Origin of the sequence: Devosia sp. LjRoot16, from assembly GCF_964252795.1 — a bacterium.
GTDB lineage: Bacteria > Pseudomonadota > Alphaproteobacteria > Rhizobiales > Devosiaceae > Devosia_A.
On record NZ_CAXUPH020000001.1, the window covers coordinates 1 to 26,604 of the forward strand.

Annotated in this window: 25 protein-coding genes; 11 read left to right on the forward strand and 14 right to left on the reverse strand. The window is 65.3% G+C overall.

The window, feature by feature from the left end:
- The coding region (locus tag ACSQ23_RS00005; RefSeq protein ID WP_436089321.1) for a VCBS domain-containing protein at nt 1-790 on the reverse strand (790 nt) is incomplete at its 3' end.
- Nucleotides 791-1,216: 426 nt separating this feature from the next.
- Here ACSQ23_RS00005 and ACSQ23_RS00010 point away from each other — a divergent pair.
- Both ACSQ23_RS00010 and ACSQ23_RS00015 read left to right on the forward strand, forming a co-directional pair.
- Nucleotides 1,217-2,299, forward strand: coding sequence for a hypothetical protein (locus tag ACSQ23_RS00010; protein WP_436089322.1), 1,083 nt, complete (start codon nt 1,217-1,219; stop codon nt 2,297-2,299).
- On the forward strand, nt 2,292-3,002 hold the full coding sequence (locus ACSQ23_RS00015; RefSeq protein ID WP_055887421.1) for a response regulator: 711 nt from the start codon (nt 2,292-2,294) through the stop codon (nt 3,000-3,002). Before ACSQ23_RS00010 ends, ACSQ23_RS00015 begins: the two co-directional genes overlap by 8 nt.
- On the opposite strand, the gene ACSQ23_RS00020 is transcribed toward ACSQ23_RS00015, so the two are convergent.
- Nucleotides 2,999-4,384, reverse strand: a complete 1,386-nt coding sequence (locus tag ACSQ23_RS00020; protein WP_436089323.1) for a sensor histidine kinase — start codon at nt 4,382-4,384, stop codon at nt 2,999-3,001. The genes ACSQ23_RS00015 and ACSQ23_RS00020 overlap by 4 nt on opposite strands.
- Nucleotides 4,385-4,592: 208 nt before the next feature.
- On the opposite strand from ACSQ23_RS00020, the gene ACSQ23_RS00025 reads away from it, so the two are divergent.
- The 5 genes from ACSQ23_RS00025 (at nt 4,593) to ACSQ23_RS00045 (ending at nt 8,245) form a co-directional block, all read left to right on the forward strand.
- The gene (locus ACSQ23_RS00025) at nt 4,593-6,356 is read left to right on the forward strand and encodes a winged helix-turn-helix domain-containing protein (RefSeq protein WP_436089324.1); all 1,764 of its coding nucleotides are present in this window, start codon (nt 4,593-4,595) and stop codon (nt 6,354-6,356) included.
- 106 nt (nt 6,357-6,462) lie between these two features.
- The gene (locus ACSQ23_RS00030) at nt 6,463-6,759 is read left to right on the forward strand and encodes a nickel-binding protein (protein ID WP_055887428.1); all 297 of its coding nucleotides are present in this window, start codon (nt 6,463-6,465) and stop codon (nt 6,757-6,759) included.
- 154 nt (nt 6,760-6,913) lie between these two features.
- Nucleotides 6,914-7,405, forward strand: a complete 492-nt coding sequence (locus ACSQ23_RS00035) for a hypothetical protein (protein ID WP_436090551.1) — start codon at nt 6,914-6,916, stop codon at nt 7,403-7,405.
- A 12-nt stretch (nt 7,406-7,417) separates the two neighbouring features.
- Nucleotides 7,418-7,696, forward strand: a complete 279-nt coding sequence (locus tag ACSQ23_RS00040) for a DUF4242 domain-containing protein (RefSeq protein WP_055887434.1) — start codon at nt 7,418-7,420, stop codon at nt 7,694-7,696.
- 129 nt (nt 7,697-7,825) lie between these two features.
- The gene (locus ACSQ23_RS00045; protein WP_055887437.1) at nt 7,826-8,245 is read left to right on the forward strand and encodes a DUF1236 domain-containing protein; all 420 of its coding nucleotides are present in this window, start codon (nt 7,826-7,828) and stop codon (nt 8,243-8,245) included.
- A gap of 49 nt (nt 8,246-8,294) precedes the next feature.
- On the opposite strand, the gene ACSQ23_RS00050 is transcribed toward ACSQ23_RS00045, so the two are convergent.
- Genes ACSQ23_RS00050 through ACSQ23_RS00060 form a run of 3 tightly spaced genes read right to left on the reverse strand, consistent with a single transcriptional unit; the run spans nt 8,295 to nt 10,770 of the window.
- Nucleotides 8,295-9,653 carry an ATP-binding protein gene (locus ACSQ23_RS00050; RefSeq protein ID WP_436089325.1) on the reverse strand — a complete coding sequence of 453 codons (1,359 nt, stop codon included), beginning with the start codon at nt 9,651-9,653 and terminating at the stop codon, nt 8,295-8,297.
- The gene (locus ACSQ23_RS00055) at nt 9,650-10,315 is read right to left on the reverse strand and encodes a response regulator transcription factor (RefSeq protein ID WP_055887444.1); all 666 of its coding nucleotides are present in this window, start codon (nt 10,313-10,315) and stop codon (nt 9,650-9,652) included. Before ACSQ23_RS00055 ends, ACSQ23_RS00050 begins: the two co-directional genes overlap by 4 nt.
- Nucleotides 10,315-10,770, reverse strand: a complete 456-nt coding sequence (locus ACSQ23_RS00060) for a PepSY domain-containing protein (protein ID WP_055887448.1) — start codon at nt 10,768-10,770, stop codon at nt 10,315-10,317. The genes ACSQ23_RS00055 and ACSQ23_RS00060 overlap by 1 nt, the downstream gene beginning before the upstream one ends.
- 468 nt (nt 10,771-11,238) lie before the next feature.
- On the opposite strand from ACSQ23_RS00060, the gene ACSQ23_RS00065 reads away from it, so the two are divergent.
- Entirely contained in the window at nt 11,239-11,484 is a 246-nt protein-coding gene (locus tag ACSQ23_RS00065) for a hypothetical protein (RefSeq protein WP_055887451.1), read from the forward strand.
- Nucleotides 11,485-11,526: 42 nt separating this feature from the next.
- Here ACSQ23_RS00065 and ACSQ23_RS00070 read toward each other — a convergent pair whose 3' ends face one another.
- A complete protein-coding gene (locus ACSQ23_RS00070; protein ID WP_056002424.1) occupies nt 11,527-11,835 on the reverse strand; it encodes a hypothetical protein in 309 nt (102 codons plus the stop codon).
- A 149-nt stretch (nt 11,836-11,984) separates the two neighbouring features.
- On the opposite strand from ACSQ23_RS00070, the gene ACSQ23_RS00075 reads away from it, so the two are divergent.
- Entirely contained in the window at nt 11,985-13,400 is a 1,416-nt protein-coding gene (locus tag ACSQ23_RS00075) for a homospermidine synthase (protein ID WP_055887457.1), read from the forward strand.
- Between the two features lie 54 nt (nt 13,401-13,454).
- Here the strand turns inward: ACSQ23_RS00075 and ACSQ23_RS00080 are convergent, their stop codons facing one another.
- The 8 genes from ACSQ23_RS00080 to ACSQ23_RS00115 form a co-directional block, all read right to left on the reverse strand.
- Complete coding sequence (locus tag ACSQ23_RS00080) at nt 13,455-14,450, reverse strand: carbon-nitrogen hydrolase family protein (RefSeq protein ID WP_436089326.1); 996 nt, start codon at nt 14,448-14,450, stop codon at nt 13,455-13,457.
- 621 nt (nt 14,451-15,071) lie between these two features.
- Nucleotides 15,072-16,343 carry an L-fuconate dehydratase gene (locus tag ACSQ23_RS00085; RefSeq protein ID WP_436089327.1) on the reverse strand — a complete coding sequence of 424 codons (1,272 nt, stop codon included), beginning with the start codon at nt 16,341-16,343 and terminating at the stop codon, nt 15,072-15,074.
- Between the two features lie 32 nt (nt 16,344-16,375).
- Nucleotides 16,376-17,458, reverse strand: coding sequence for an ABC transporter ATP-binding protein (locus ACSQ23_RS00090; RefSeq protein ID WP_436089328.1), 1,083 nt, complete (start codon nt 17,456-17,458; stop codon nt 16,376-16,378).
- 1 nt (nt 17,459) lies between these two features.
- Nucleotides 17,460-18,353: an AraC family transcriptional regulator gene (locus ACSQ23_RS00095; protein ID WP_055887469.1), complete on the reverse strand. Its 894-nt coding sequence runs from the start codon at nt 18,351-18,353 to the stop codon at nt 17,460-17,462.
- A 12-nt stretch (nt 18,354-18,365) separates the two neighbouring features.
- On the reverse strand, nt 18,366-19,241 hold the full coding sequence (locus ACSQ23_RS00100; RefSeq protein ID WP_436089329.1) for a carbohydrate ABC transporter permease: 876 nt from the start codon (nt 19,239-19,241) through the stop codon (nt 18,366-18,368).
- A gap of 2 nt (nt 19,242-19,243) precedes the next feature.
- Complete coding sequence (locus ACSQ23_RS00105) at nt 19,244-20,128, reverse strand: carbohydrate ABC transporter permease (RefSeq protein WP_056002444.1); 885 nt, start codon at nt 20,126-20,128, stop codon at nt 19,244-19,246.
- Nucleotides 20,129-20,184: 56 nt separating this feature from the next.
- Nucleotides 20,185-21,459, reverse strand: a complete 1,275-nt coding sequence (locus tag ACSQ23_RS00110; protein WP_436089330.1) for an ABC transporter substrate-binding protein — start codon at nt 21,457-21,459, stop codon at nt 20,185-20,187.
- 27 nt (nt 21,460-21,486) lie between these two features.
- Nucleotides 21,487-24,141, reverse strand: a complete 2,655-nt coding sequence (locus ACSQ23_RS00115) for a GH116 family glycosyl-hydrolase (protein WP_436089331.1) — start codon at nt 24,139-24,141, stop codon at nt 21,487-21,489.
- Between the two features lie 263 nt (nt 24,142-24,404).
- Here ACSQ23_RS00115 and coaBC point away from each other — a divergent pair, with 263 nt between their 5' ends.
- Together coaBC and coaA are read left to right on the forward strand one after the other, a co-directional pair.
- Nucleotides 24,405-25,628 carry a bifunctional phosphopantothenoylcysteine decarboxylase/phosphopantothenate--cysteine ligase CoaBC gene (gene coaBC, locus ACSQ23_RS00120; RefSeq protein WP_436089332.1) on the forward strand — a complete coding sequence of 408 codons (1,224 nt, stop codon included), beginning with the start codon at nt 24,405-24,407 and terminating at the stop codon, nt 25,626-25,628.
- Nucleotides 25,625-26,572 (forward strand): type I pantothenate kinase, encoded by a 948-nt coding sequence (coaA, locus tag ACSQ23_RS00125; RefSeq protein WP_436089333.1) that lies wholly within the window; start codon nt 25,625-25,627, stop codon nt 26,570-26,572. Before coaBC ends, coaA begins: the two co-directional genes overlap by 4 nt.
- Nucleotides 26,573-26,604: the final 32 nt, after the last annotated feature.

The window sequence follows — 26,604 nt, forward strand, 5'->3', positions numbered from 1 at the left end:
CATCGTTGGTGCCGGTAACAGTGATATCGATCGTCCGGCTTGCCGTTCCGTCCAGCGACTTCACCACCAGGGTGTCGTGGACTATCTCGCCACCATAGAGGTGGTTGGCCTTGTCGTGGTCGAGGTTGTAGGTCCACTGCCCGCTCAGCGCGTTGAAGGTGAAAGTGCCGTAGGTGCCGTTGAGGCTGGCCGCCGCGGGCGCCTGGAAGACGTTCTGGCCAACATCGAGGTCGTCGACAGCAAGCGTTCCCTGGGCCTGCGTCTGGCCGGCAGTATCTTCAACCGTGCTGCCTGTGGAGGTGCCGGTGATCGTCGCGGCATCGTTAACGCCGGCAATCTTGATCTGCGCCGTCGCCCAGCTCAGCGTGCCGTTGGCCATGCGGATGGCATAGGTGAACGTATCGGTGAAGTACTCCCCTGCTCCGAGCCCCTGGATCTGCAAGAGCTTGGCCGCACTCAGGGTGCTCGCGTCATAGCTGACCTGGCCGTCGGCGGTAATCCATATCCGGGCGCCGTTGGCGCTGGTGTCGGTGCTGGTGGCGGCAGTGCGCCCCATATCCTGCGTCAGCAGATCGGTCGGGCGGATCCCGCCGTCGCTCGTCCCATTGTCAAGCGAGTAAAGCGTCTTTGCGCCGCCCGCCTTGTCGTTGGCCATCACGTCGATGAGGATGGGAGTGAAGGGGCCGCTCGAACCGATGCCAAGCGCCAGCGCCGTAGCGTTGAAGACGTCGTCTACCGCCTGAGGCGTGTTTCCGAACGACGTGACAATGCCCTTGGTGATCGCGGCCATTCGATATCCCCCATTGGCCGCGTCGGAGCGCGGCATGCTCTAAGTCTGCCCCAGGTCCCGGCCGCAACGGGAATTAAGACATAATTAGCAATTACTACTTCGAACGACTGTAGATGGACCTTCTTAATACCTGGAATATGGACCGAGGTCGCCATTGAATGCTCGGGATACGGGTGAGGTAAGCAGACCCTACTCGCCGCAAAATCCACTATTAGGCCCGAGAAGCGGGAGACGGACCACGAGCCAATACCCGGACGGAGCGCTAGGGACCAAGGTCGCCATCGGTTACCCCCCGATTCCACGCTAAGGTTAATGCTGGTGTTCTCTTGGTCCGTGACGCTATTTTGCGGCAGACCAACAAGACAAATATTTCGACCCTCCGCGCAGAGCATTGTCTGCTCATCGTCACGACTACGAGACCACAAGGTGACCGAACTGCTGACTAAGGACCATCGGCAGCCATATTCATCCGGCCCATCCGGACGCCGACGCCTTGCTCATCTTTCCTGTGTGATCGCCGCGCTCGGCCTGTTGCTGAGCTGGCCTGCCATCGCTGCCGGGGCAAAGTGGGTTGCCGTAGCGGTCAGCGGCACAGTGCTGTCGATGAATGGCGATCAATGGGCCGAGCTGCCGGCACGCTCGCAGGTGCTCGACGGGATTCCGGTTCGAACGCTGCAGGGGGCCGAGGCCGAGCTGGTGCGGGGCGAGATCACGCTCAAGCTCGGGCCCAACACCGCGCTGCAGGTCGACCAGGCCACCCACAACCTTACCCTCATCACCCAATATGCCGGAACGGTAAGCGTCGACGCCCGCATCCCGTCAAATCAGCGCCTCATGCTGAAGACGCCGAAGATGACAGTGGTTGTGGGGATGGGACATAGCCGTCTGATCGTTGCCGGCGACACCGGCGAGGTGATCGTGGACCTGGGCAAGGCGACGGTGGTCGACCTGCTGACGGGACAAGAGCAGACTGTACCCGCCGGCGTCACGCTTGCCGAGGCCACGGCAGGGGCGGCGCTGCTGGAAGCCGGCAACGGCCGGAACAGCGGCGGAAACGAGAACGTCAACAGCAGCGCCGGCGGCAACGGCAACGGTAATGCCGGTGGCAATGGCAACGGCAATGCCGGCGGGAACGGTAACGGCAGTTCCGGTGGCAACGGCAACGGCAGTTCCGGCGGCAATGGCAACGGTAATTCCGGCGGCAATGGCAACGGTAATTCCGGCGGCAATGGCAACGGTAATTCCGGCGGCAATGGCAACAGCAATGCCGGCGGGAACGGCAACGGCAGTTCCGGTGGCAATGGCAATGCCGGCGGCAATGGAAACGGCAGTTCCGGGGGGAACGACAATGCCGGTGGTAGCGCCGGGGGCAATGGAAATGGCAATGCCGGCGGTAACGGCAACGCAGGCGGCAACAGCAACGCCGGGGGCAACGGCAACAGCAATGCCGGTGGTAATGGCAATGGCAACGGCAATGGTGGCGGAAATGGCAACACACCCAGTGAGTGACGCTGCCGATCGCTCAGCGCCGGACAGCCAGCCAACCAGCATCGCCTTCGTGGATGATCATCCGACCCTGCTGGCCGGCATCGCTTCGCTGTTCGCCGACGATCCTCGCTACACCATCGCGGGCACGGCCTCCTCGGCCGATGGGGCCGTGGAGTTGGCCGCATCGGGCCGTCCCGACATCATGACGCTCGACCTGAGCATGCCGGGCGACGTGTTCTCGGCCATCCGTTCGATCGCCGAACGCTGTCCCGCCACCAGAGTGGTTATTTTCACCGCCTATGCCGATGTCGACATGGCGCTGCGTGCCCTCGATGCCGGGGCACACGCTTTCGTTTTGAAGGGTCGCCCGTCCGAGGACCTGTTTGCGGCTATCGAAACGGTAAAGAGTGGCGGCCTGTTCGTTTCGCCCGATTTCTCTCCGATGCTGATCGGCGGCTTCCGTAACCGCGCGCGGCGCGAACGCGAGCGTCCGGCCGCGAAGCTGAGCGCCAGGGAGCAACAGTTGCTGCAAGGGCTGTTCGAGGCCAAGACCAACAAGGAAATCGCGCGGGCGCTGGGCCTGACGGAGAAAACCGTCAAGCACTACATGACCAACCTGATGACCAAGCTGAAGGTGAAAAGCCGCCTCGAGGTTGTGCTGGCAGCAAAGCGCCTGGGCTCGCCATACAACATCGACGGCTTAGCCCCGGACGAGAACGACTAGACCACTCTGCCAACTGGAATGTGGGCGCCAACCCTGGCCTGGTCGGCATCGATGTCGACCGACAGGCTGCCGCCCTGCGACTCGACGCGAAAGCGCATCGCCCTGAGGCCCACCTGGTTGGCCGACGAGGTGCCGGGTCGGCGAATGGTCGTGCTGTTGGTGACCTCGAGGCGAAGCCAGCCGGCGTCGACGCTGGCCCGAACCCTCTGGTCCTCGCCGCCGCCGTGCCGGTAGGCATTGTTCAAAGCCTCCTGCACCACCCGATAGGCGCAGATCCTGACGGTGATCGGCACCTCGACGTCGTTGGCGAGATTCAGCTCGTGCCGGACCAGCGTGCCGGTCAGGTTCTCGTGACGGCTTATCGCCAAGGCGATGGTCTCGGAGATGCTGAGCTTCGCCAGCTCGGGCAGCACGAGCCCGGCGGAAATGCCGCGCAGATCTTCGAGGGCCTCGCTCGCCAGCTTGGCCTCTGCGGCAGCCTGATCGCTCGCTGCGCTACCCCGCGTCCCGGTCAGCTTCAGGATCAGCAGGGTCAGCAGTTGCACCGGACCGTCATGAATGTCGGACCCCACCTGGGCCAGCACATGCTCATTGGCGAGGCCGGAGTCGACACGCAGTTTCTCCGAGGCGAGCTGCAGCGCGACATTTTCCTTGAGCAGCGCCCGCGTGGCGATGAGGTTGGCAGCCAGCCGCTGGCGCTGTCCGGTGATGATGCGGCCCGTCACATCCACCAGCAGCGCCAGGGCGCCAACCGACACCATGCCGATGACCGCCACGATGATCCACACGTCGGAGCGCGCCTGCGCCTGCAGTTCACGAACCGTCCTGGCGCTGAAGTAGAGCTCGGCGATGGCGGCCACCCGATCACCGTCACGCCGCAGCGGCGTGTAGATCTTGAGGATCGGCAAGGTCGACCTGGGCAGATCCCCGACAGAGCGCAGTGGCAGATCGACCACATGCGCAGTCACCATGCCGCCCGCGGCCTCGGACAGACCGACTGCCGATGCCTCGTCCTCCAGCCCACCGAGGGATTCGAAGGCCACCCGACCGTCTGCGTCCCGCACACGGATCTGCAGCAGCCGCGTGCTGTCGGCACTGTTGGCCACCTTGAACACGGCTTGGAACGCGGACTGGCTGTCGGCTGCCGACAGCGCGCCGTCGAGACTTTGAGCCATCAACGCCTCGAAACTCGCCGCGGCCGTCTCGGCCACCCCTCGGGTGATGCTCTGGCTGATATAGGCGTTGGTCCAGTTGCCCAGCGCCAGCATCGCCGCAAGCACAACGGTCAGAGCCACGAGGAAAAAGCGCTGCGACAGCGAGACCCGGCGCCAGACTCGGGCCACCACGGTTCTGATGCGCCGGGCGACGCGAGGGTAGTGCATCAAGTCGAAGCTCGGTTGGGCTGCACGGGCAAACGTTACACGAAATACGCCCCGCCACAAAAGTCGTCTGATTGCCTGCCACCGGCACCTCAAAATTCATCATACGTTCAGTCGAAAATTCATCATACGTTCAGTCGCGAGGTGGAAGAAGCGGCGGCCTGGTCTACGCGGCGAGGGCGGCCGCTGTGCCACGCCGGGGTAGACGTCTATGCAGCTGACCTTTGGTCCCTTCGTCCTCGACGAGGAAGCCCGTGCGCTGATGTTGCGCGGCCAGGCGCAGCACATCCAGCCGCGGGTTTTCGATCTGCTCGCCTATCTGGTTCGGAATGCCGGGCGCGTGGTGCCCAAGGACGAGCTTCTGGACGCGCTGTGGCCCAATGTCACCGTAACCGAGTCATCACTGCAGCGCGCCGCGAGCCTGGCGCGGCGCGTTTTAGCGGAAGGTGGGGTCGGCGAGGCGCTGCGCAATTTTGCCCGCCATGGCTATCGTTTTGCGCTCGACGCGCCAGAGTTTGCGGTGGCGGCGCCGAAGTCATCCGCCGCGGCGGGAGGACGGTTGGCGGCGGCCCGCGCAGCCGTGAGCAGATACGATTGGGTCACGGCCACCCGCCTGTTTGCCGAGGCCGCAACGACCGACCCGCTCGATGCCGAAGACCTCGAGCTCTGGGCGCTCGCCGACGAATGCCGCGGCCATGCCGTCGCCGCATTGCCGGCGCTGCAGCGGGCGATCGAGGCGCACCTGGCGGCCGGACGGAACGACAGGGCAGCGCGGACTGCAACAACGGTTGCCCGGGTGGAACTCGAACGCGGCTCGAGCGCCGCAGCGCAAGGCTGGCTCAAACGGGCCGACACCATCCTCGCCGACTCGGACAATGCCGGCGTGCGGGCGCACCTATTGTGGATGCAATCGCGCCTTGCGGCCTCCGGCGGCCGGCCGGAAGACGCCTTGCAGCTCGCCTGCAGGGCAGCCGAGCTCGGGGCCAGCGCGGGCGACCCGGGCCTCGAGGCGCTGACGCTGGTCTATAAGGGCTTTTTCCAGATGTCGCTGGGCCAGGTCGAGGAAGGCAGCAGGTTGCAGAACCATGCCGCCGCCATCGCGCTCTCCAGCCATGTCGACCCGATCACCGGGAGCCTGGTCTATTGCAACATCCTGTGGACGTGCCGGACCTTTGCCGATTGGGAGCGCGCACTGCAATGGAGCGATGGCTTTGATAGCTGGTGCGATGCCAGCTTTGCCGAGCGCCCCGGCTCGTGCAACCTGCATCGTGCAGAGATCCTGGGCGCCCGCGGCACGCTGATCGAAGCGTTCGACTCGATCAGCCGGGCCTTGCCCAAACTGATCGAGGAGGAATCCTGGTCGCTGGGCGATGGATATCGCGTGCGCGGCGACGTTGCCGCCATGCTGGGCGATTTCGCCACCGCCGACACGGACTATGCCATGGCCTATGGGCTGGGCTGGGATGCCGAGCCGGGCCACGCGGTTCGGCTGTTCGAGCAGGGCGACGCCGCGGCGGCGCTGACGGCGCTCGACCGGACGATGCAGGGGCGCGGCTGGTTCCACCTGCAGCGCCGTGGCGTGCTGCTGGTCAATGCGGCGCGCATCGCCGCCAAGTCCGGCGACGCGGCGCGCGCCGAGGGTTACCTGGCGGAGCTCACGGACAGCGAGGAGCGCTGGCCGCAACCCGCCATCCGCGCCATGCTCGCCGAGACGCGGGCTGCCCTGCTGCCGACGGGCGACCTCAGGGCGACGCAGCTGCGCATCCTCGCCCGCCAGCTCTGGACCAGCGCCAAGGTCGATTATCACGCCGCCCGCGTGCGGCTCGAGCTGGCGGAGGGCTACCTCGTTGCAGGCGACCGGCCGGGAGCCGAAGCCGAGCTCGGCGCGGCCGAGATGACGGCCCGCCGCATCGGCTCGCCGCGCCTGGTCGAAGCCGCCCTATCGCTGCGCCGCGAAGCGAGCATCGGCAAATGATCAGCGTCTGATCAGGTCGCGGTAAGGACAGTCAGCCCCGGTCCGCCTATTGCAATCCCCGTTCCGCAGCCTCCCGCCCGGGCGGCTGCAGCGCATGAGGATTGAAATGCAACTCTATGTCGTCCGTCGCCCCAGCGCCTGGGTTGCCATGCCCGATATCGAGCAGGTCAGCCAGGTCTGCGACCGCATCGCCAATGATGAGATGCAGGGTCGCGTCAGCTGGATCCGCAGCTACGCGGTGCACGAGCCGGATGGCCGCCTCGGCACATTCTGCGTGTACGAGGCGACCGATGGCGAAGCCATCCGCGAACATGCGAGGCGTGCCGGCATACCGGGAGAAGAGTTCTACCCGGTGGCCGAGACCCTGGTGGTTCGCCCCGATCCGGGGCGGCAACAATCCTGAGGCTGGACGTTTCAAAAGACCCTACCGGCGGGGCGCCATGCGTCGCCGAGGCAGGGGGGCATCACCACAATCTGTTCAGGACCCAAGACAAATGAACTTCACTCTCCCCCGTCTGGCGCACGACGCCAGCAGGCGAGCCTTGCTCGCAACGTGCATGCTTGCGGCGGCAGTCATCGCCCAGCCGTCCCTGGCGCACGACCATGCCGCCGGCGTTTCGCCCGACAACCCGCTCGCCAACAAGGTGCGCGAGATCAACGCCCGCTTCGCCGATGTGAGCGTCGCAACCGCCGAAGGCTATGCCCCGATCCCCTGTGTCTCGGGTGTCGAGGGTGGCGCCATGGGCATCCACTACGTCAACGGCGCACTGATCGAGGACGGCGTCGTCGATATCGGTAAGCCCGAAGCGGTGATGTACGAGCCGCAGGCCGATGGCAGCATGCAGCTGGTGGCGGTCGAATACATCACCACCAAGGGCCCGGCCAATCTCGACGGGCACCTGTTCAGCTTCACCAACGCGCCCAACCGCTATGGCCTGCCGCCCTTCTACGAGCTGCATGTCTGGGCCTGGCGCGCCAACCCCACCGGCACCTTCGCCGACATGAACCCCAATGTCTCCTGCGACGCGACCGTCGCAGCCACCAACTGAGGAGAACTGAGAATGAAACGCTATGTGATTGAACGCATGATCCCCGGTGTCGGCAAGCTCTCGGCCGAGGAGCACCGCGAGGCGGCCAAAGTCTCGAACGAGGCCCTGGCCAAGCTCGCGCCGCGGGTACAGTGGGTGCATTCCTACTTCGCCGACGATATGACCTATTGCGTCTATCTGGCCGAAGATCCGGAAGACATCCGGCGCCACGCCGAACTCAGCGGTTTTCCGGCCAACAAGATCACCCAGATCCGGGTGGTGGTCGATCCGGGCACCGCTGAAGCGGCCTGACGCAGCGACCGGGCGGAGTGCCTCGCATGGCGCTTCGCCCGGGTTACGCCGGTGAACTTCTCTTTGGAACCGATCGAGCCACGGGGACTTCCCCCTTTGGCGGCGGAGACAAGAAGAAGGATTGCAAAAATGAAGAAACTGATCCTGGCCACCCTGGCAGTGTTCACCCTTGGTAGCGGTACGGTGCTCGCGCAGAGCGATGCCGGCGCCGCGGTCGGCGGTACGGCAGGCGGCGTCAGCGGCGCCATTGCCGGCGGCCTGATCTTCGGCCCGATCGGCGCAGTCATCGGCGGCTTTACCGGCGCGGTGATCGGCGCGAGTGCGGTCGCCGATACCTCCATCGAGTATGCGCGCCTCAACCCGACCGAACCGATCATCATCGAAGGCGATATCGACGTCGGCTATGTGGTGCCAGACACCATCGAGCTGCACGTGATCGATGGCGACCCCGACCACGCCTACTTCTACACCAACGACCGCCTCTACTTCGTTGAGCTGGAAGGGCGAACGGTCGTCTACTCGCCGGGCATCGTCGTCGCGGCGAACTGACCGAGAAACCGGCACGGCGCGGGCCAAGTCCCGCGCCGGACCTCCGGGGCTAGGTTGCCGGCGCGGGCGGGATGCGCACCGTGGCCTCGAGCCCGCCGGCTTTGGAACGGCCGATACTCAGGGTACCGCCGTTGAGTTCAAGGATTTCGCGCGCGATCGAGATGCCGAAGCCGGTGCCCGATCGCTCCTCATCGAGACGCCCACCGCGTTTGCCGAGTTTGCCGATATCTTCGTCCGACAGCCCCGGGCCATCGTCGCGGATGATGAACTCGGCCAGCTCGCCGCCCGGCCGGCAGACCACCTCGACTTCGGTGCGCGCCCATTTGGCGGCGTTCTCGAGCAGCACCCCCACCAGTTCCATCAGATCATGGGGGTCCATGTCGACGCTGGCCGGGTGGGCATCGAGCTTCCAGAACAGCTCGGGCCCCCGACCAGCCTTGCGCATCACCGTGACACTGCGCAGCAGCACGTGGTCGAGCGAGGCAGTGAGCACGTGCTCGGCGCTGCGCATCCGCAGTTGCGCCAGCCGCAACTGGTAGTCGATCCGCTCCGCCATCTCCTCGCTGAGCAGCTCCAGCACCTCGGCATTGCCGGTGTCGCCCTCGGCTCGGAGGCGCCCGGCGGTCGCCGTCAGCACGGCCAGCGGGGTCTTCAGCCCATGCGCCAGATCGTCGGCGCGGGTACGGGCGAACTGGATGGCACGCTCGTGGCTGGTCAGCAGCGCATTCACCTCGTGCACCACCGGGCCGACCTCCTCCGGATAGGGTCCGTCCAGCCGCCTGGTCCGTCCCTGCACCACGTCCTCGACGGCGCGCTGCAGGGCCTGCAGCGGGCGCAGCCCGAGATAGACCTGCAGCCAGGCGGCGAACACCAGCGCCGCCCCGACCGCGAGGAGCGCCGTCGCAATGTCGGTGGCGAAGCGCCGGAGATCGTGCCCCCTGAGACTCAGGTCCTCGGCGACACTGACCCGCAGACGCCGTGGCCCCGTGGCGGCGTCGATCAGCACATCCTGTGTCGCGATGCTCAGCATCTGGCCCTGCGGCCCCGGTACGTGGGCAAAGGTCGGCTCCCCGGCAGTTGCCGGCTCCGGCGCCCGGATCTCGGTGTCCCAGAGTGACCGCGACTGGCCCAGCTCGCCGCTATCGAGGTCGACGACCTGCCAGTAAAGACCTCCCGCCGGGGCGGTGTAACGGGGATCGCTGAGGCGGGGGCTCAGGTCAGCGAGGGAGACCTCCGAGTCGATGCCGCTCAGCACGCGGTCGAGGCTGGCGAGCAGATCCTCACGCTGGTCGCGCTCGACCGTGGCCGCGAAAATCGAGACGATAGCGACGCCGGCGAGCAGCAGCGCCACGAGGATCCACAGGCCGGCGCCTGCCAGCAGCCGGAGCCGCAGCGAGTGCAGCTTCACCCCTCGTCACCGGGCAGCACGTAGCCGTATCCACGTCGCGTCTCGATGATTCCTGGTCCCAGGCGCCGCCGCAGCCGGCCGACCAACTGCTCGATCGAGTTGGGATCGCGGTCGCTGTCCTGGCTGTAGAGGTGATCGGTCAGCTCGATCTGCGACAGCACGCGGCCACGGCTGTGCAGCAGTTGCGACAGCAGCCGGAACTCGAGTGGCGTCAGCTCGATCGGCACGCCATCCTTGCTCACCTGCATCTGCCTCGCGTCGAACACGTAGTCGCCGAAGTTGATGCGCGAGGAGGCCAGCCCGTTGGAGCGGCGGATGATGGCGCGAACCCGAGCCAGCACTTCCTCGACGCGGCAGGGCTTGACCACGTAGTCGTCAGCGCCGGCCTCGATGGCTTCGACTTTCTCCTCCCAGCGACCGCGCGCGGTCAGCACCAGGACAGGAGAGTTCCGATCGGCACTGCGCCAGCGCTTGAGGATGGTGAGACCGTCGAGCGTCGGCAGGCCCAGGTCGAGGATCACGGTCTCGAATTCCTCGGTATCGCCGCGATACCAGGCGACCTCGCCGTCGGTCTCGATTTCGACCACGAAGCCGGCACTGGTGAGCGCCATGCTCAGCGGCTGGGCGATGCGTTGGTCATCTTCGGCGATGAGAATGCGCATCAGTGGTCCACCAGCGCTCCGGAGCGCGCATTGTAGTAGAGCTTGTGCAGGCGGCCATCGGGCTCGAGCACGGTGACCTCGTAGAGATATACGCCCGCAAGCCGCACCAGTTCCACATCGAGCACCCGGCCCTTGGTGCTCTCGCCGACGAGCGCCGTGACGGTCGCCAGCGACAGCACCTCGCGCTTCTTCACCGCCTCGCGCGCGACGTTCTCGTCCTTGGGAACCCTGGTGAGCTGGTTGCCGGCATTCGCACTGGCGTTGCCACTGGAATTGCCGCTGTTGTTGCCGCTGCCGGCATTGGGGTTACCGGAATTCTCGCTCCCCTGGCCGCCGGCGTTGCCGCCGCCATTGCCGCCACCACCATTGCCATCGCCGTTACCGGGGTCGGCAAGGACCGGGGCAGCCAGAGCGGCGGCCAGCAGCAGGGCGAGGATGGGAGTGAAGGTGCGCATAATGTGCAATTGTAACGAAGCTCAGCTGTAATTTCCCTGAAATTCGAACTCAGGCGCGCATCAGCATGTGCCTGCTAGGTGAGAGGTGTCCTGGCAGTTGCACACACCGCCGGGGCGGTGCCGAAAGGCACCTTCCAACCCGGCGGCATCGCGCGCCCCCATCCGCTAGCCCACGATGCCGCCACCCCGCCCCAGCGAGCCGCAACCCTCCAGAACGGGCTGCTCCCGTTGCCATTACTACGCCAGTACTTTGAGGCGTGCTGGAACCTGCAATTTCGCTGAGACGGCGCCTCAGCGGCACATCAGACGTCGAATGCTAGCCTTGGATTGCCCTCCCTGCCCCCAGGGTCGGGCGCGAGCGCCGAACGGCGCTCCAAGCGTGGCGGCACCGCAAGTCCATCTCCGCCGCAACCCATGCGGTGCCGCCATCCCGATCAGCCGACCCGACTATGAGGGACTGACTTGCCAATGACTGAAGCTTGGTTTTCGGCGAAACGACAGGTTCGCCGCGCCCAGATCATCCTCGACAAACTTGGAACGCGCCTTGCCTGCGAGGTGCATAACGGCTCGCGCGCCGGCGCGACGCTGCGTGTCAACAGGGCAGCCAACGTGCCTTCCTCGTTCGACCTCGAGCTGCAGCCCGGGGAAACACTCAGCTGCACAGTGGTGCGGCGCTCGCGGATCGATATCTCCGTCCGCTTTCAACCCGCCTGATTTGAGGGGAGAAGTCCCGGGCACCGGGCCCGGGACTGATCGTCACTTGTCAAAGTGCGTGTTGCACAGCTCTTCCGCCGACGCGTATCGACCGCCAGTCACCAGCGGATCGCTGGTGTAGTCGAACACCCGCTCCCTGCTGGGATCCTTCTTGGCCTGCGCCTCGGCGGCCTTGCGCGGCAGCCACTTGGTGCCGGTCACATCGACATCGTTGAAGCTGTTGGGCGTGCCTGTGGTGACCAGGCAAACACGATCCTGGCCAGGAGCGCCAGGGTTCGCGTTGTTGTCCTGGGCCACCGCTGGTCCGATGCTCAAGGCCATGATGGCGGCAAGGATGGGTAGGGTTCTCATTGTTCTTCTCCTTTGCGTCCATCTCCATTCCCTCAACCTCGCGCTGCCGGCATGGTTCCGTAGAACTGCGCAGCGTGGGAACAATCCTCTTACCGGCGGTGTTTAGCTGATGCGGCTGTGACGCGGCACCGTGAAAAGAGTCGATCACCATGACGGCCTATACAAAGCACGCGCGACTTCCGGGCCAGATCGTCATGCTCGGGTTCGGTAGTATTGGACAAGCCGTCCTGCCCCTGCTCATCCGTCATCTTGACCTGCCAGACGAACCGATCACGATCTTCGCGGCTGACGCGAATGGCGCGGAAATCGCCCGCGAGTCGAATGCCAAGCTGGTGGTCGAGGCGGTGACGCCGGAGAATTACCGGGTGCTGCTCGGCCCGCTGCTCACCAAGGGCACCCTGCTGCTCAACCTGTCGGTCGGGATCTCCAGCACCGCGCTGATCGAGCTCTGCCAGCAGAACGGTTCGCTCTATCTCGATATGTGCCTTGAGCCCTGGCCGGGCGGCTATGTCGATCCGTCACGCCCGCCGGCGCAACGCTCGAACTATGCGCTACGCGAAGCGGCGCTGGCGCTGCGGCAGAAATATCCGACCGGCCCGACCGCCGTGCTGACCATGGGCGCCAACCCAGGTCTCGCCTCGATTTTCGTCAAGCAGGGCCTGTTACGCATCGCCGCCGAGAACGGTCTGCAACTGTCGCCGACGGAAGCGATCGACTGGGCGGCACTGGCGCGCCGGCTCGATATCAAGACCATCCATATCGCCGAGCGCGACACGCAGGTCACCGGCCGACGCAAGCAGCGCGGCGAGTTCGTCAACACCTGGTCGGTGGCGGGGTTCATCGGCGAAGCGCTGCAGCCGGCCGAACTGGGCTGGGGCACGCACGAGCAGCATTGGCCGACCGACGCTTCGCGCCATGGCAATGGCTGCGATTCCTCGATCTATCTCAACCAGCCGGGCGCCGCGACGCGGGTGCGCAGCTGGACGCCGCTCGAGGGCGCCTATCACGGCTTCCTGATCACGCACGGCGAGTCGATCTCGATCAGCGACCACCTGACGATCTGGGAAGACGGCGAAGTCGCCTATCGACCGACCGTCCACTACGCCTATTACCCGTGCGACGATGCCGTGCTGTCACTGCATGAGCTCGCCGGCAGCAACTGGTCGGCGCAGCGCACGCGGCGCATCATCCGCGATGAGATCACCTGCGGCATGGACGAGCTGGGCGTGCTGCTGATGGGCAACTGCAAAGGCGCCTACTGGTTCGGCTCGCGGCTCAGCATCGCCCAGGCACGGGCGCTGGTGCCGCACAACAATGCCACGAGCCTGCAGGTGGCGGCGGGCGTGCTGGCCGGCGCCGTGTGGGCGGCGCAGCACCCAAACTCAGGCATCCTGGAGCCGGACGATCTCGGCTATGACGAGGTGATGCAGATCGCCAGGCCCTATCTCGGCGATGTGGTGGGGGTCTATACCGACTGGACGCCGCTGGAGGGTCGCGGCCAGCTGTTCAGTGAAGACCTCGACCGCGACGACCCCTGGCAGTTCAAGAACATCCGGGTGCACTGAGAGCTTCCGCTTACCCCTCTCCCCGCGGAGAGAGGGGCTGCCGGTTTCTCTCTGCTAGAAGCTGTTGCGGCCGTCGCTGCGCGGATCGCCGGCGACAAAATGCGGTTCATAGAGTCCGGCCCGGGCCGTCCGCCGCCATGGACGCGACGGGTCGGCCGGATCAGTGGTGATGTCGGCCAGCGCGACCGCCGGTGTTTCGTCCGCCGGGCACTGAGCCACCCATCGACCATTGGGGCCGACAATACCGGCAGGCGCGCTCAGGCTGTGCTTGGCGAGAACCGCGAAGCTGACCCAGTAGCTATTGCTGGCCGCGTGCCCTTGCGCCTCGGCCGCGAACGCGCCACCGCCATGGGGAAGTCCGTCCCCGGTGCTCGAGAACAGCACGCAATCGACGTCAAGCCGCTCGTACTCGGTGAAGATTTCGGGGAAATGCGTCTCCATGCCGAGTGCGCAGCCGAAACTGATCCCATCGACCTCGAACGTCATCGGGATCGACCCCGGGGCATACATGAAGGAGATCTTGGTGTTGGAGAGCAGGCGCTCGTCGTAGCGCGTGACCAGCTCGCCACGATCGGAAACGATGTAGAGGCTGTTATGCGGCCGGTGCGGCGACGACAGCCGATGCACTGCACCAAACACCACCCAGATGCCGAGCTCACGAGCGTAGCCGCGGGTCCGCTCTAGCTCCTCGTTGAACACGCCCCAGTCGCAGCGATCCCAATCGGCTGGCCCGATCTCGTCTGGCCCGGTGGACGACAAGATGCGCTTATTGGGCGAGCAGATCGCGCCTTCGCCGAAGTGAACGATCCGCGCACCGGCCTCGGCCGCCTGCTGCATCAGGCGCCGCAGCGCTTCGCCGCTGGCGCGCAGGGCCACGGCGTCGCGCGGATCATCGCACAGCGTCGTCTGCGCCACGGCCAGGCGAACCGAGCGGGCCATGGCGTCTGGCGGGGAGCTGGCACGAACGTGCCGCAGAGCGGCGGTGTAGGATTCGCCGGTCTTTTTGGCGCGGCTGCGCACGCGGCGCTTGAAGTTCTGGTTTTGCGTCATTTGTCAGGCCTTTCGCGTCCCGGACGAGTTCCCCAGCAACGGCATCCGAAACGGAATGAGACCAATGACAGCGACCCGAGACTGAAGTCCCTTTGCCTCCGTTCGAGACCATGCTGGGGAAGGTCCTGGGAGGTTCGGCGATGGGCCACGCACAGGTTGAAGATGGCGGGGTGAGGGTCGATTCGTCAATGATGGGGCGGCCGAGCCGTCGTGCCCTCCAAAACCCCCTCTCTTGCAAAATCTAAGGCTTAGCCAAACGGCTAAACCTAAGATTTTGCTTTCTCCCCCGCCAAGGGGGAGATGATCCGTGCCTTCCACTTGCGCCTGAGTATCAGTCGGGACTCTCCCCCTTGGCGGGGGAGAAAGCGAAAACTTGGGCTTAGCGCAGCTAAGTCCTTAGTTTTCGGGAAGAGAGGGGGTTGTTGGGAGCCACCCGGGTTTGCCGCGGCGTGAGCCGCGAGACAAGACCGGCAATCCTGGAGCGCGCACAAAAACAGCAGGGGAGCGATTTTCATCTGCTTCCCTGCCGCTTTGCAATCTGATCGACTCTTTCGAGTGTTCACGGATCGCACATACAAAACGCCTTAGCCCGATGTGGGTTCCAGGCTTTGGCGAAAAAAACTAGCCGAAACGATGGGCCGCGATCGAGGCGGGCTTCATCTCGATGGAGAAGCCGGCCCGCTTTGGCGGCATGTAGGCGGCTTTTTCGATGACGCAGGGATCGAGGAAGTGCTCGTGCAGGTGGTCGACATATTCGATCACCCGGCCGGTCTTGGTGCCGGAGACGGCGAGATAGTCGATCATCGACAAATGCTGCACATATTCGCAGAGCCCGACGCCGCCGGCATGCGGCCACACCGGCAGGTTGTATTTGGCGGCCATCAGCAGCACCGACAGCACCTCGTTGAGGCCACCGATGCGGCAGGCATCGATCTGCACGATATCGATGGCGCCGCGGGTGATGAACTGCTTGAACAGGATACGGTTCTGGCACATCTCGCCGGTCGCCACCTTAACCGGGGCAATGGCCTCGCGGATCTTCCGATGCCCCTCGATATCGTCGGGGCTGGTCGGCTCTTCGATGAAATAGGGCTTGAAGCGGGAGAGCTCCTTCACCCAATCGATCGCCTGGCCCACTTCCCACACCTGGTTGGCGTCGATCATCAGGTAGCGATCGGGGCCCATGATCGAACGGACGATCTCGAGCCGGCGGATATCGTCGGCGAGGTCGCGGCCGACCTTCATCTTGATGTGCGAGAAGCCGGCTTCCACCGCCTCGGTGGCGAGCCGGGTCAGCTTCTCGTTGGAATAGCCGAGCCAGCCGGCCGACGTGGTGTAGCAGGGGTAGCCATTCTGCTCGAGCTCGGCGATGCGCTCGGCCTTGCCCACCTCGGCTTGCCGGAAGATCGCCAGCGCGTCATCCGGGGTGATGGCGTCGGTCAGATAGCGGAAGTCGATGATCGAGACGAGCTGCTCGGGCGTCATGTCGGCGACATAGCGCCAGACCGGCTTATCGGCCTGTTTGGCGAGAAGGTCCCACACCGCGTTGACCACGGCACCGGTGGCGAGGTGCATGGCGCCCTTGTCCGGACCGATCCAGCGCAGCTGGCTGTCGCCGGTGACATGGCGCCAGAAGCGGCCGGGGTTCTCGGCGATCCCATCGAGTTCAAGCCCGGTGACGCGATCGCGCAGCGCTTCGATCGCCGCCACCACCACCTCGTTGCCGCGACCGATGGTGAAGGTCAGGCCGTGCCCCTCGAGTGCCCCATCGGTCTCCAGCACCACATAGGCGGCGGAGTAATCGGGGTCCGGGTTCATCGCATCGGAGCCATCGAGCGAGGCAGAGGTCGGGAAGCGGAGGTCGTAGGTGCGAAGGCCGGTAATGCGGGTCATGGATCTGGTGAGGTTCTTTGGTCTTAGGTCTCTCAGGCGGCGAGGGCAGCGCCGGTTTTGCTGTCGAAGCAATAGACGTCGGACGCCCCGATCGCCAGCCCGATCACCTCGTTGTCGCCGAAGCGCTGCTGGCCCTGACGCCTGATGACGATGCGAGCCGGTTCGGCCGCCTCGCCGACATCGCAATAAAGGAACGTCTCGCCGCCCAGCTGCTCGGTGAACTGCACCCGGGCCCGCGCCGCGGCGCCCTCGGGGGCTACCACTTCGAGATGCTCGGGGCGAATGCCGATCTCGATGGTTTCGCCCTGCCGAGCCGGTTGCGGCAAAGGCAGCACGCCGCCGGGAACCTCGACACAGGGACCGGACACCGTCTCGGCCACCCTGCCCTGGAGGAAATTCATCCGGGGCGAGCCGAGGAAGCCGGCAACGAAGCGGTTGGCCGGCTTGTTGTAGAGATCGAGCGGGGTGCCGACCTGCTCGATGCGGCCTTCGTTGAACACCACGATGGTATCGGCGAGCGTCATCGCCTCGACCTGGTCGTGCGTCACGTAGATGGTGGTGCGGCCCATGCGCTTGTGGAGGTTGGCGATCTCCACCCGCATGTGGACGCGCAACTCCGCATCGAGGTTGCTGAGCGGCTCGTCGAACAGGAAGATGCGCGGGTTGCGCACGATCGAGCGGCCGATGGCGACGCGCTGGCTTTGGCCGCCGGAGAGCTGGCCGGGGCGGCGCTGCAGCAGCGGCTCGATCTTCAGCGTCTCTGCCGCTTCCAGCACCAACTCGCGGATCTGCGCTTTGGGGAGCCTCGCCTGTTCGAGGCCGAATGCCATGTTCTGGTAGACGGTCATGTTGGGATAGAGCGCGTAGCTCTGGAACACCATGGCGATGCCGCGACGGGTCGGGGTTTCCTCGTTCATCACCGTGCCATCGATCAGCAGCTGGCCCTCGGTGATGGTCTCGAGCCCGGCGATCATCCGCAGCATGGTGGATTTGCCGCAGCCTGAGGGACCGACGAAGACGACGAACTCGCCATCCTTCACGTCGAGGCTGACGCCGTGGATCACCTCATGCTTGCCGAAGGATTTGCGGATGTCGCGAAGGGCGAGCGTCGCCATGTCAGTGCTCCCTGATCGCCATTTGCTGGCGGTATTCGGATGGGGTGGTGCCGAGGTATTTCTTGAACACGCGCGAGAAGTATTGCGAGCTGCCGAAGCCGAACTCGACGGCGATGTCGGTCACCGGCTCGCTGGTGGTCGCCAGCCGGGTGCAGCAGCGCTTGATGCGGAGCCGCTGCGCATAGTCGCTGGGCGACATGCCGACTTCCTTGCGGAAGCGGTTGTGCAGGTAGCTGCGCGAATAGCCGAGCCGGGTCGCCACCTCGCCGATATTGAGTTCGGTGTCGGGGTCGGAATGCAGCACCTCGAGGAAATCATCGATCAGCGCACTGTTGTCGCGGTCGGCGAGCTTTTTATCCTGCGCCTTCCAGGCCTCGATCAGCACGGTGTGCAGTGCCGCCCGCATCTCGGCAATGAGGAGGCTCGAGCCGGTATAGATGCGCGGGTCGCTCATCAGCCGGTGCAGCTCGCCGATGGCATCCATGCAGCGCGCCTCGATGTCGTGGGTCAGCCCACGCCGCCCGAGATAGTTCTGAAAGTCGCGGAAACCGTCGCGGGTCAGCAGCGCCGGATCGGCGACGTTCGTGGCATTGGCCATGACGATCCAGAACGAGTGGCTGGGCGGATAGAGGCCGTTGACGATGCGGTGCTTCTTGCCGGCGGGGAACAATGCGAACTGGCCGCCCGAGACTGGCACCAGCGCCTCGTCTTCCAGTTCCCAGCAGGCCTCGCCCTCAATGACGAACACCAGCTCCGGCCCGCCATGCGACGTCCAGCTGTCGGTGGTGGCCATCGCCTTCTGGAACGTGGCAAAGCCGAAGGTCTTGATCTCGGGCACGCCGATATCGGCGCCGCTGATCGAGGTGTTGAGATCGAGGATTTGCGATCCGAGCATGATGGTCTCCGCTTAGCGCTTGATGCCGGTGCTGGCGATGCTCTCGACGATGAAGCGCTGGGCGACGAGAAACACCACGAGCAGCGGCAGCACGCACATGGTCACGGCCGCCATGATAACCGACAGCGACAGCGCGCCGAAGGAATCCGACAGGCCGAGCAGGCCCACTGGCAGCGTCATCACCTCGAACTTGCGCACGAAGATCAGCGGCAGCAGGAAGTTGTTCCAGCTCGAAGTGAAGACGATGATGGAGAGCGCGGCGATCGGCGGGCCCATCTGCGGCAGCGAGATGCGCCAGAAAATGGTCCAGTAGCTGGCGCCGTCGATAAAGGCGGCCTCCTCATATTCGCGCGGCTGGCCTTCCATGAACTGGCGCATCATGAAGATGGCGAGCGGCGAGGCGAGACCCGGCAGGATCAGCGACCACAGACTATCGAGCAGTCCGGCAGCGGCCATGCCGTAGAACAGCGGGATCACCACCAGGGCATGCGGCACCATCAGTCCGACCAGTAAGAGACCGAACAGCAGCGAGCTGCCGGGAAAGCGCAGCCGCGAGAAGGCGAAGGCCGCCATGGCGCTGCTGACCACCACGCCGATGGTGGTGGCTGCCGCGACGATGAAGCTGTTGAGATACATGCGCAGGAACGGCAGCGGCGAATCCAGCACCGCGGCATAGGCATCGAAGTTGAGCCGCGTCGGCAGGAAGCTCGGCGGCAGCTGGTAGGCCTCGCTGGCCGGCCGCATGCTGGTGGCGAACATCCACAGGAATGGCAGCAGCATGAAGATGGCGCCGATGCCGAGGACGATCATCACCGGCAGGTTGCGCCAATCGATCACCTTGGTGGCCGAATGGACGCGGGCGGTGACGGAGGCTTGGGCAAGGCTCATGGCTATCTCCCGGCGAAGCGACGGCCGAGCGTCAGCTGGATGGCGGTGACGATGGCGATGACGACGAGCAGGGTCAGGGCGGAAGCAGCGCCGGTGCCCAGTTCGCCGGCGCTGAAGGCTTCGGAGAACATGTACATCACCACCGAGCGGGTGGAATCGCCCGGCCCGCCATCGGTGATGATCTTGATCGAGTCAAAGACCTGGAGCCCGCCGATGGTGGCGTAGGTGACGCAGAACAGGATCACCGGGGCGATGTAGGGCAGCTTGATGCGCCTGAGCGCGGTGAAGGGCGAAGCGCCATCGATGCGCGCGGCTTCCATCAGGTTGCGCGGCACGCCTTGCAGCGCGGCGAGCAGAATGATGACGAAGAAGCCGACATTCTTCCACACGTCGATGATGACGATCGAGAACATGGCGACGTTCTTGTCGGTGAGCCAGCCGACCGGCGGCAGGCCGAGCATGCGGATGTAGTAGTTGATGGCGCCGAGGTCGAACGAGAACATGAAGCGCCAGATGAAGGAGACGAAAGCCAGCGACACCAGCACCGGCAGGAAATAGGCGAGACGGAACAGATAGAGCAGCGGGCCCGGGATGTTGCGGTCGAGCAGCACGGCGAGGCCCAGACCGAGCCCGACATTGCCCACCACCGCCAGCGCGATGAAGTAGAAGGTGTTGCCGAAGGTTTTCCAGAAGCGCGGGTCGGTCAGCACCCAGTCGAAGTTGGCCCAGCCGACGAACTGGGTGGCGAGGGTCAGCCGGTCGACTTCCAGCACCGAGAGCAGGAGCGACGCGACCATCGGGATGGCCAGGAACAGCAGGTAGATGAGGTAGGCCGGTGCGAGGAAGCCATAGGCTGCCAGCGTTTCGCGTTGCCTGAGGGTTGCCATGGTGTCCTCCGCCGGTGGCGAGAGGGGGCGCCCGAGCGGGCGCCCCGGGTCAAGCGTCAGTTGTAGGCGCGCTTCATGGCCCGCGACAGTTCACTGTCGAGGCCGCTGATGGTGGTATCGAGGTCCTCGTTGCCGTTGAGGTAGGCGCCGACGTAACGCATGGTCATCTCCTCGACCTGGGCAAAGTTCGGCGGCGAGGCGACCGGCTTGGCGGTGGCGGCCGAGCCGTAGAAGATCGCGGCGTTGTCGGGGAACGACAGGTACTTGTCGGTGGTGGCAAGGCTGCGCCAGGACGGGATCGAACGCTCGGAATCGGCGAGCTCGGTCTGGAACTCCTTGCCGGTCATTTCCTTGACGAATTCCCAGGCGAGCTCGGGGTTCTGCGAAGCGCTGGTGACGGCGAGACCGCCAATGCCGAACACGGTGGTTTTCACCTTGTTCACCGGCATGATCTGCACCCCGACATTGGTTAAACCGCTGGCGCGGATCTCGGGGATCGGCCAGTGGCCGGCCGAGAACATCGCCACCTGGCCGGCGACGAACTTGCTGTCGCCGACGCCGGACTCGAAGGCCGGGGCGGATTTGTCGACATTGATCAGGTCATGGAGGAACTGCAACGTCTCGCGGAAATTGTCGGTCGCGACGGCCGACTGCTTCCAATCCGCATCGAGCACGCTCGCCTCGTTGGTGAGGAACCAGGGCGTCAGGCCGAAATTGAAGCCCGGCACGAAATAGCCGTACTGGGTGACGTTGCCATTGGCATCGGCGATGGTCAGCTGCTTTGCCGTCTCGCGGAAATCGGCCCAGGTCCAGTCATCCGCCGGGTAAGCGACGCCGGCTTTATCGAACATGTCCTTGTTGTAATAGACGACGATGTTGTTCCACTCGGTGGGAAAGAAGTTCAGCTGCCCGGTGGAGCGGGTGCGCATCCCGTCGAGGAGGTTGGGGTCGAGCTCGTCGAGCACCGCCTTGGCGGTCGGATCGGCGTCGATGAGCGGCCCCAGGTCGCGCAGCAGGCCGCGATTGGCGGTCTCGGCAAACCCCTCGATGGCCGAGAACATGATGTCGGGCGCCGCGCCGGTCGCCACCTGGTTGATGAACGAGGTGTTGTACTCGCCCCAGGAGGGCTGCGGCACAAACTGCGGTTCGATGGTGACGTTGGGATACTTCAGCTTGAAGCGGGCGATCGCCTTGTCGGTCGAGTCGATCATCTGCTGGTTGACCGGCTGGAAGATCGTCAGCTTGGCGGTGATATCGGCCGCCGGCTGGGCGAGCGCGGGCGATGCGGCCATGGCAAGCGCCATGACGCTGAGGGTCAATCGGGTGCGCATAGGGTCCTCCCTGTTGGCGCTAAGCTTTTATTGGGCGATGTCCGGTTGGTTGCTGACGGCGATCCCCGCATGGCGGAGCATCAAGCCCATGCCGGGGTTGAAGATCGAGCGGCCGTCTCGCCGCTCGGGTTTGCCGCCGAAATGATCGGTGGCTTCGGCCTTGAAGACGTGGCCGCAGATGGAGATTTCGGCGACTTCGAGCGTGCCGCCGATGACGGTGAGGCGCGCCTCGCCATCATCGATGGCGACGCTCCCCCAGGCCGTGCCGGTCGACCACAGCGAGCGGAAGCGGCCCTCGCTCATCAGCTTGGGCGCGAAGGCGATGCGGCCCTCGCTGAGGTCGAAGCCGAAGCCCGAAAGCACCAGGACGGCGGCATAGCTCGCCATCGAGCGCGCATAGTTCGAGCCGCACTCGATCTCGTTGAAGGGGTTGCGGTTGTGGCCGCGATAGCGGTCGCGCACCGCGGCGAACACTTCGATGGCCTTGTCCAGCTCGCCGATCATCATCAGCTGGCAGCCGAAGGCATATTCGAAGCCGTGCATCGATTCCTGGCTGTAGGGCACTGGGATCGCCGGGCGCACCGCGCCCTCTGGCCAGGCGCACATCAGCGTGCCGGCCTCGTTCTCGAGCCCGAAGACGCGGCACGGGTTGGCCTCGTCGCCGAGCCGGCGCTTGAAGTTGTGCTGGTAGACGGCACGCACCGCCGAGGCAAACTGCTCGGGCTCGAACACGTCGCCCAGCCCGTAGAGCCCGGCATGCCACTGGGCCAGCACCTGGTCGATCTCGCAGCCTTCGCCGACCTGGTACTTCACCTGGCCGTGCTCGTCGGACCAGTAGAGGTCGTAGATCGAGCCGCGCACGTAATTGGATTGACCGAGCTTGGATTCGAAGCGCGCCAGCTGCTGCTTGTCCTCGAGGTCAACGTCCTGGATGAAGTAGCTGCCGTTGAACAGGTTGTCGTGCGTCCACCTCCGGCCGCGGGCGTAGATCTCGGCGAACTCGGCTGCCGTGTCGGCCTCGCCGACCGCTTCGGCCATCTTCGAGCCGGCGAGCAGTGCGCCGAGGTAGAAACCGTTGAGCCATGAGCTCGGCCCGAACAGCTCCATATCGAGCGTGTGGTGCTGGCGGCCGGTGAGCACACCGGATTTCTCCGGGTCCCATTTGTCGTAATTGTCGGGGTGCCAGGCGTAGCCGATGGCTGCCTTCACCTCGGGCCAGATCGAGCGCAGCCAGGCGAGGTCGCCGGTAAGCTTCCAGTCGCGATAGGCCTTCAGCACATTGCCGAACTGGCCATCGACGCAGGGCCGGTCGTTCGAGGTGCCGATGCCGAGCGGCAATGCCAGCCGGAACGCCATGCCGCCCGATGGTACCTGGTTGTTGAAGAAATCGGCCTCGCGCATCGAGCGTTCGAGGTCGGGAAACAGGAAGGGCAGCACCTGCTGGTAGTTCCAGACGTGGGTACAGCTGCCCTCGCACGAGCCGGCATCGGGGTGGCAGCCCTCCCAGCCGTAGAAGGTGCCATCCTCGAGCCGCAGCACGGTGGCGGTCTTGACGATCGAGAGGTTGGCCGACACCGCGTCGAGCACCGGATCCGGCAGCGTCGAGGCGAGCAGTTCGGCCTGCAGGCGCTTGGTCTGGCTCGCCAGGCGATCCCAGCCGGCGAAGGCCTCGGCGGCGACTGCGTCGGCGCTCGGCCACTGCGTGGCGTAATAATTGCGCCAGACGCTGGGGATATCCTTGGGCTCGCCGATCAGGGCGTTCTGCGACACCCAGTACTTGCTGGCGTTCGGCACGTACCAGGCGATGGCGACGCGCAGTGTGCGGCTCTCGCCGGCGGGGATGGTGACGTGCGAGGCGAGCGTCGAGTGCTCGGCCACGGCACGGCTGCCCGACATGCGATGCGTCGCGGCATCGTCGTAGAAGCGGTCCTTCAGCCTGCCGGGCCGGTTGATGTCCTGCCAGTAGACCTCGAGCGCGTCGAACCAGCTGCCGCGGAAGAAATGGCGCTGATAGCTGGTCTCGGCGCTGTCGGTCGTGATGCTGAGCTCGCTGTAATGGATCGACTTGCGGTCGGAAGCCGAGCGCCCGGTCAGCGCGGTGCGGCCATCCGGCGCGCTGGCGGTGACACCAGCCTGGTCCTTGAACTCGAAACCGAGGCAGCCGAACAGCGTGTAGTCGATCGGCTCCGCGGTGGTGTTGGCCAAGGTGAACTCGAACATCGCCACGGGCAGCGAGGAGAGCCGGCTCTCCATCGGCAGGTAGGGGCTGAAGGCCTCGAGCTTCACCGTGCCCGGGAAGCGCTTATCGGCGAAATCGAGGGTCGCCACCGGATAGGGACCAGAGAGCGTCGCCGCCTCGAAGCTCGGGAACCCCGCCATGTGCTCACGGCGGACGCCGAAGCCAAACGAGTTGAAGTGCTTGCCGAGGTAATCGCCGGTGAGCGAGCCCTGAAACGGGCCGTGCAGCACCCGGGTATCGAGCACCTTGCCGTCGCGCTCGGCCTTGACGGCGAAGTGCGAGAAGCCGTTGACGCTGCCCTTGCTGGGACGGTTGTAGATTTCCCAGTCGCGCAGACGCCCATCGCCGCCGATGCCGATGGAGCCGGCGCCGATGCCGCCGAGCGGAAACACGACGTTGCGGGCGTTTTCGCCGGCGTAACGGAAATAGGCTGCACGATCCATGTGCACATCGCTCCAAGAGGCAGGACACGGAGGGTGGTTCCCCCGTCATTTCCTGCCTAATAGCGCGATCTCACGCGGCGCGCGTTCAATCCTGTCGCGAGGACATTTGTGCACATGGACTGACGCGCAGCGCCGGAACCCCGGCGCTACGACACGGCCCAGTCCAGCGAGCAGTGAATAGCTCGGTCGCCCTTTGGTGGGTATGAGGGCGCCGGCAGATCGTGTAGAGGGCTAGCCGTCTCATGATGCGGTGGTAGCTCAGCATGAAACTGCAAAATCGGCGGGTGCTGCTGATCATCGGCGGCGGGATCGCTGCCTACAAAGTGCTGGAGCTGATCCGGCGGCTGCGTGACGAAGGCGCCAAGGTGCGCTGCGTGATGACGGCGGCGGCGGCCGAGTTCGTGACGCCGCTTTCGGTGGCGACCCTCAGCGCCGACCGGGTGTTCACCAACCTGTTCGATCGCAATGACGAGCACGATGTCGGCCATATCCGGCTGTCGCGCGAGGCCGACCTGATCGTGGTGGCGCCGGCGACGGCGGACCTGATGGCCAAGGCTGCGACTGGCGCGGCGAACGACCTCGCCAGCGCCGTGCTGCTCGCCTCCGACAAGCCGGTGCTGATGGCGCCGGCGATGAACCCACTGATGTGGTCGGCGGCGCCGACCCGGCGTAACCACGCGACATTGCTGGCCGACGGCGTCCAATTCATCGGGCCGAAGTCTGGCGCGATGGCAGAAGCGGGCGAGGCCGGCGAAGGCCGGATGGCCGAGCCGGCGGAGATCCTCGCGGCCATTGTCGAGCAACTGGCCCGGGCGACGCCGCTGTCGGGCAAGACATTTATCGTCACCTCGGGGCCGACGCACGAGCCGATCGATCCGGTGCGCTACATCGCCAACCGGTCGTCGGGGAAGCAGGGGCACGCCATCGCCGCGGTGCTGGCGAAGCTCGGGGCAAACGTGCGGCTGATCACCGGGCCGGTATCGATCGCCGATCCCGATGGCGTCGCCACCACGCATGTCGAGACGGCGCGTGAGATGCTGGCCGCCGTAGAAAGCGCCCTGCCCGTCGACGGTGCGGTGTTCGTCGCCGCGGTGGCGGACTGGCGGGTCGACAGCGTCGCCGCCGACAAGATCAAGAAGCAGCCGGGGACAAGCGCTGTTCCCAGCCTCAGCATGGTCGAGAACCCCGATATCCTCGCGACAGTCGGACACCATGCCCAGCGCCCCGGGATCGTCGTCGGTTTCGCCGCCGAAACGCGCGATGTGGTGGCGAATGGCGAGGCCAAGCTCAGGCGCAAGGGCGCCGACCTGATCGTCGCCAACGACGTCTCGGCCGAAGGTGGCGCCATGGGTGGCGACCGCAACAAGGTGACGCTCTTGAGCGCCGCGGGCGCCCAGGCGTGGCCCGAGCTGGACAAGCTTGAAGTGGCGGAGCGACTGGCAAAGGTGATCGCCGCGCGGCTCAATGGCGGGCCGACGCGCGCATGACGCAGCCGGCTGAACTCTCCCCCTACCACCACTTCAGCAAGGCGGAATGGGTGGCGCTGCGCGCCGACGAGCCGATGACGCTGAGCGCCGACGACGTGATGCGGCTCCGCGCCCTGTCGGACCCGATCTCGCTTCAAGAGGCCGAGCAGGTCTACCTGCCGCTGGCGCGCCTCCTCTCGCTCTATGTCGAGGCGATCCAGGGGCTGCATCGGGTGTCGCAGCGCTTCCTCAATACCGGGGCACCGAAGGTGCCGTTCATCATCGGCGTCGCGGGGTCCGTGGCGGTGGGCAAATCCACCACGGCCCGCATCCTGAGGGCGCTGCTGCAGCGCTGGCCGTCGAGCCCGAAGGTCGATCTCGTCACCACTGACGGGTTTCTCCACCCCAACGCCACGCTGATCGAGCGCGGGCTGATGCGGCGCAAAGGCTTTCCGGAGAGTTTTGACCGGGCGCGGCTGGTGGCGTTCCTGGCGGCGGTGAAATCGGGGACGCCGGCGCTCGAAGTGCCGATCTACTCCCACCTCGTCTATGACGTGGTGCCGGGCGAGCACCTGATCGTCGACCAGCCGGACATTCTGATCGTCGAGGGGCTCAACATCCTGCAGCCGGGGGCACCGGGCAAGGCCGGCACGCCGATCCTCTATGCCTCGGACTTCATCGACTTCTCGATCTATATCGACGCCGACCCCGAGGATCTCGAAGCCTGGTATCTCGAGCGCTTTTTCCGGCTGAGGGAGACGGCGTTCCGTAACCCCGACTCGTTCTTCAAACGCTATGCCGACATGAGCAAGGACGAGGCGGGGAAGTTCGGCCTCGACAACTGGCGCTCGATCAACCTGCCCAACCTGATGGACAATATCGCGCCGACGCGGACGCGGGCCGACCTGATCCTCAAGAAGGGCAGCGATCACCTGGTCGCCGATGTGCTGCTGCGCATGGTGTAGAATGGCCCTTCATGGCGCGCCCGCAACGGGTT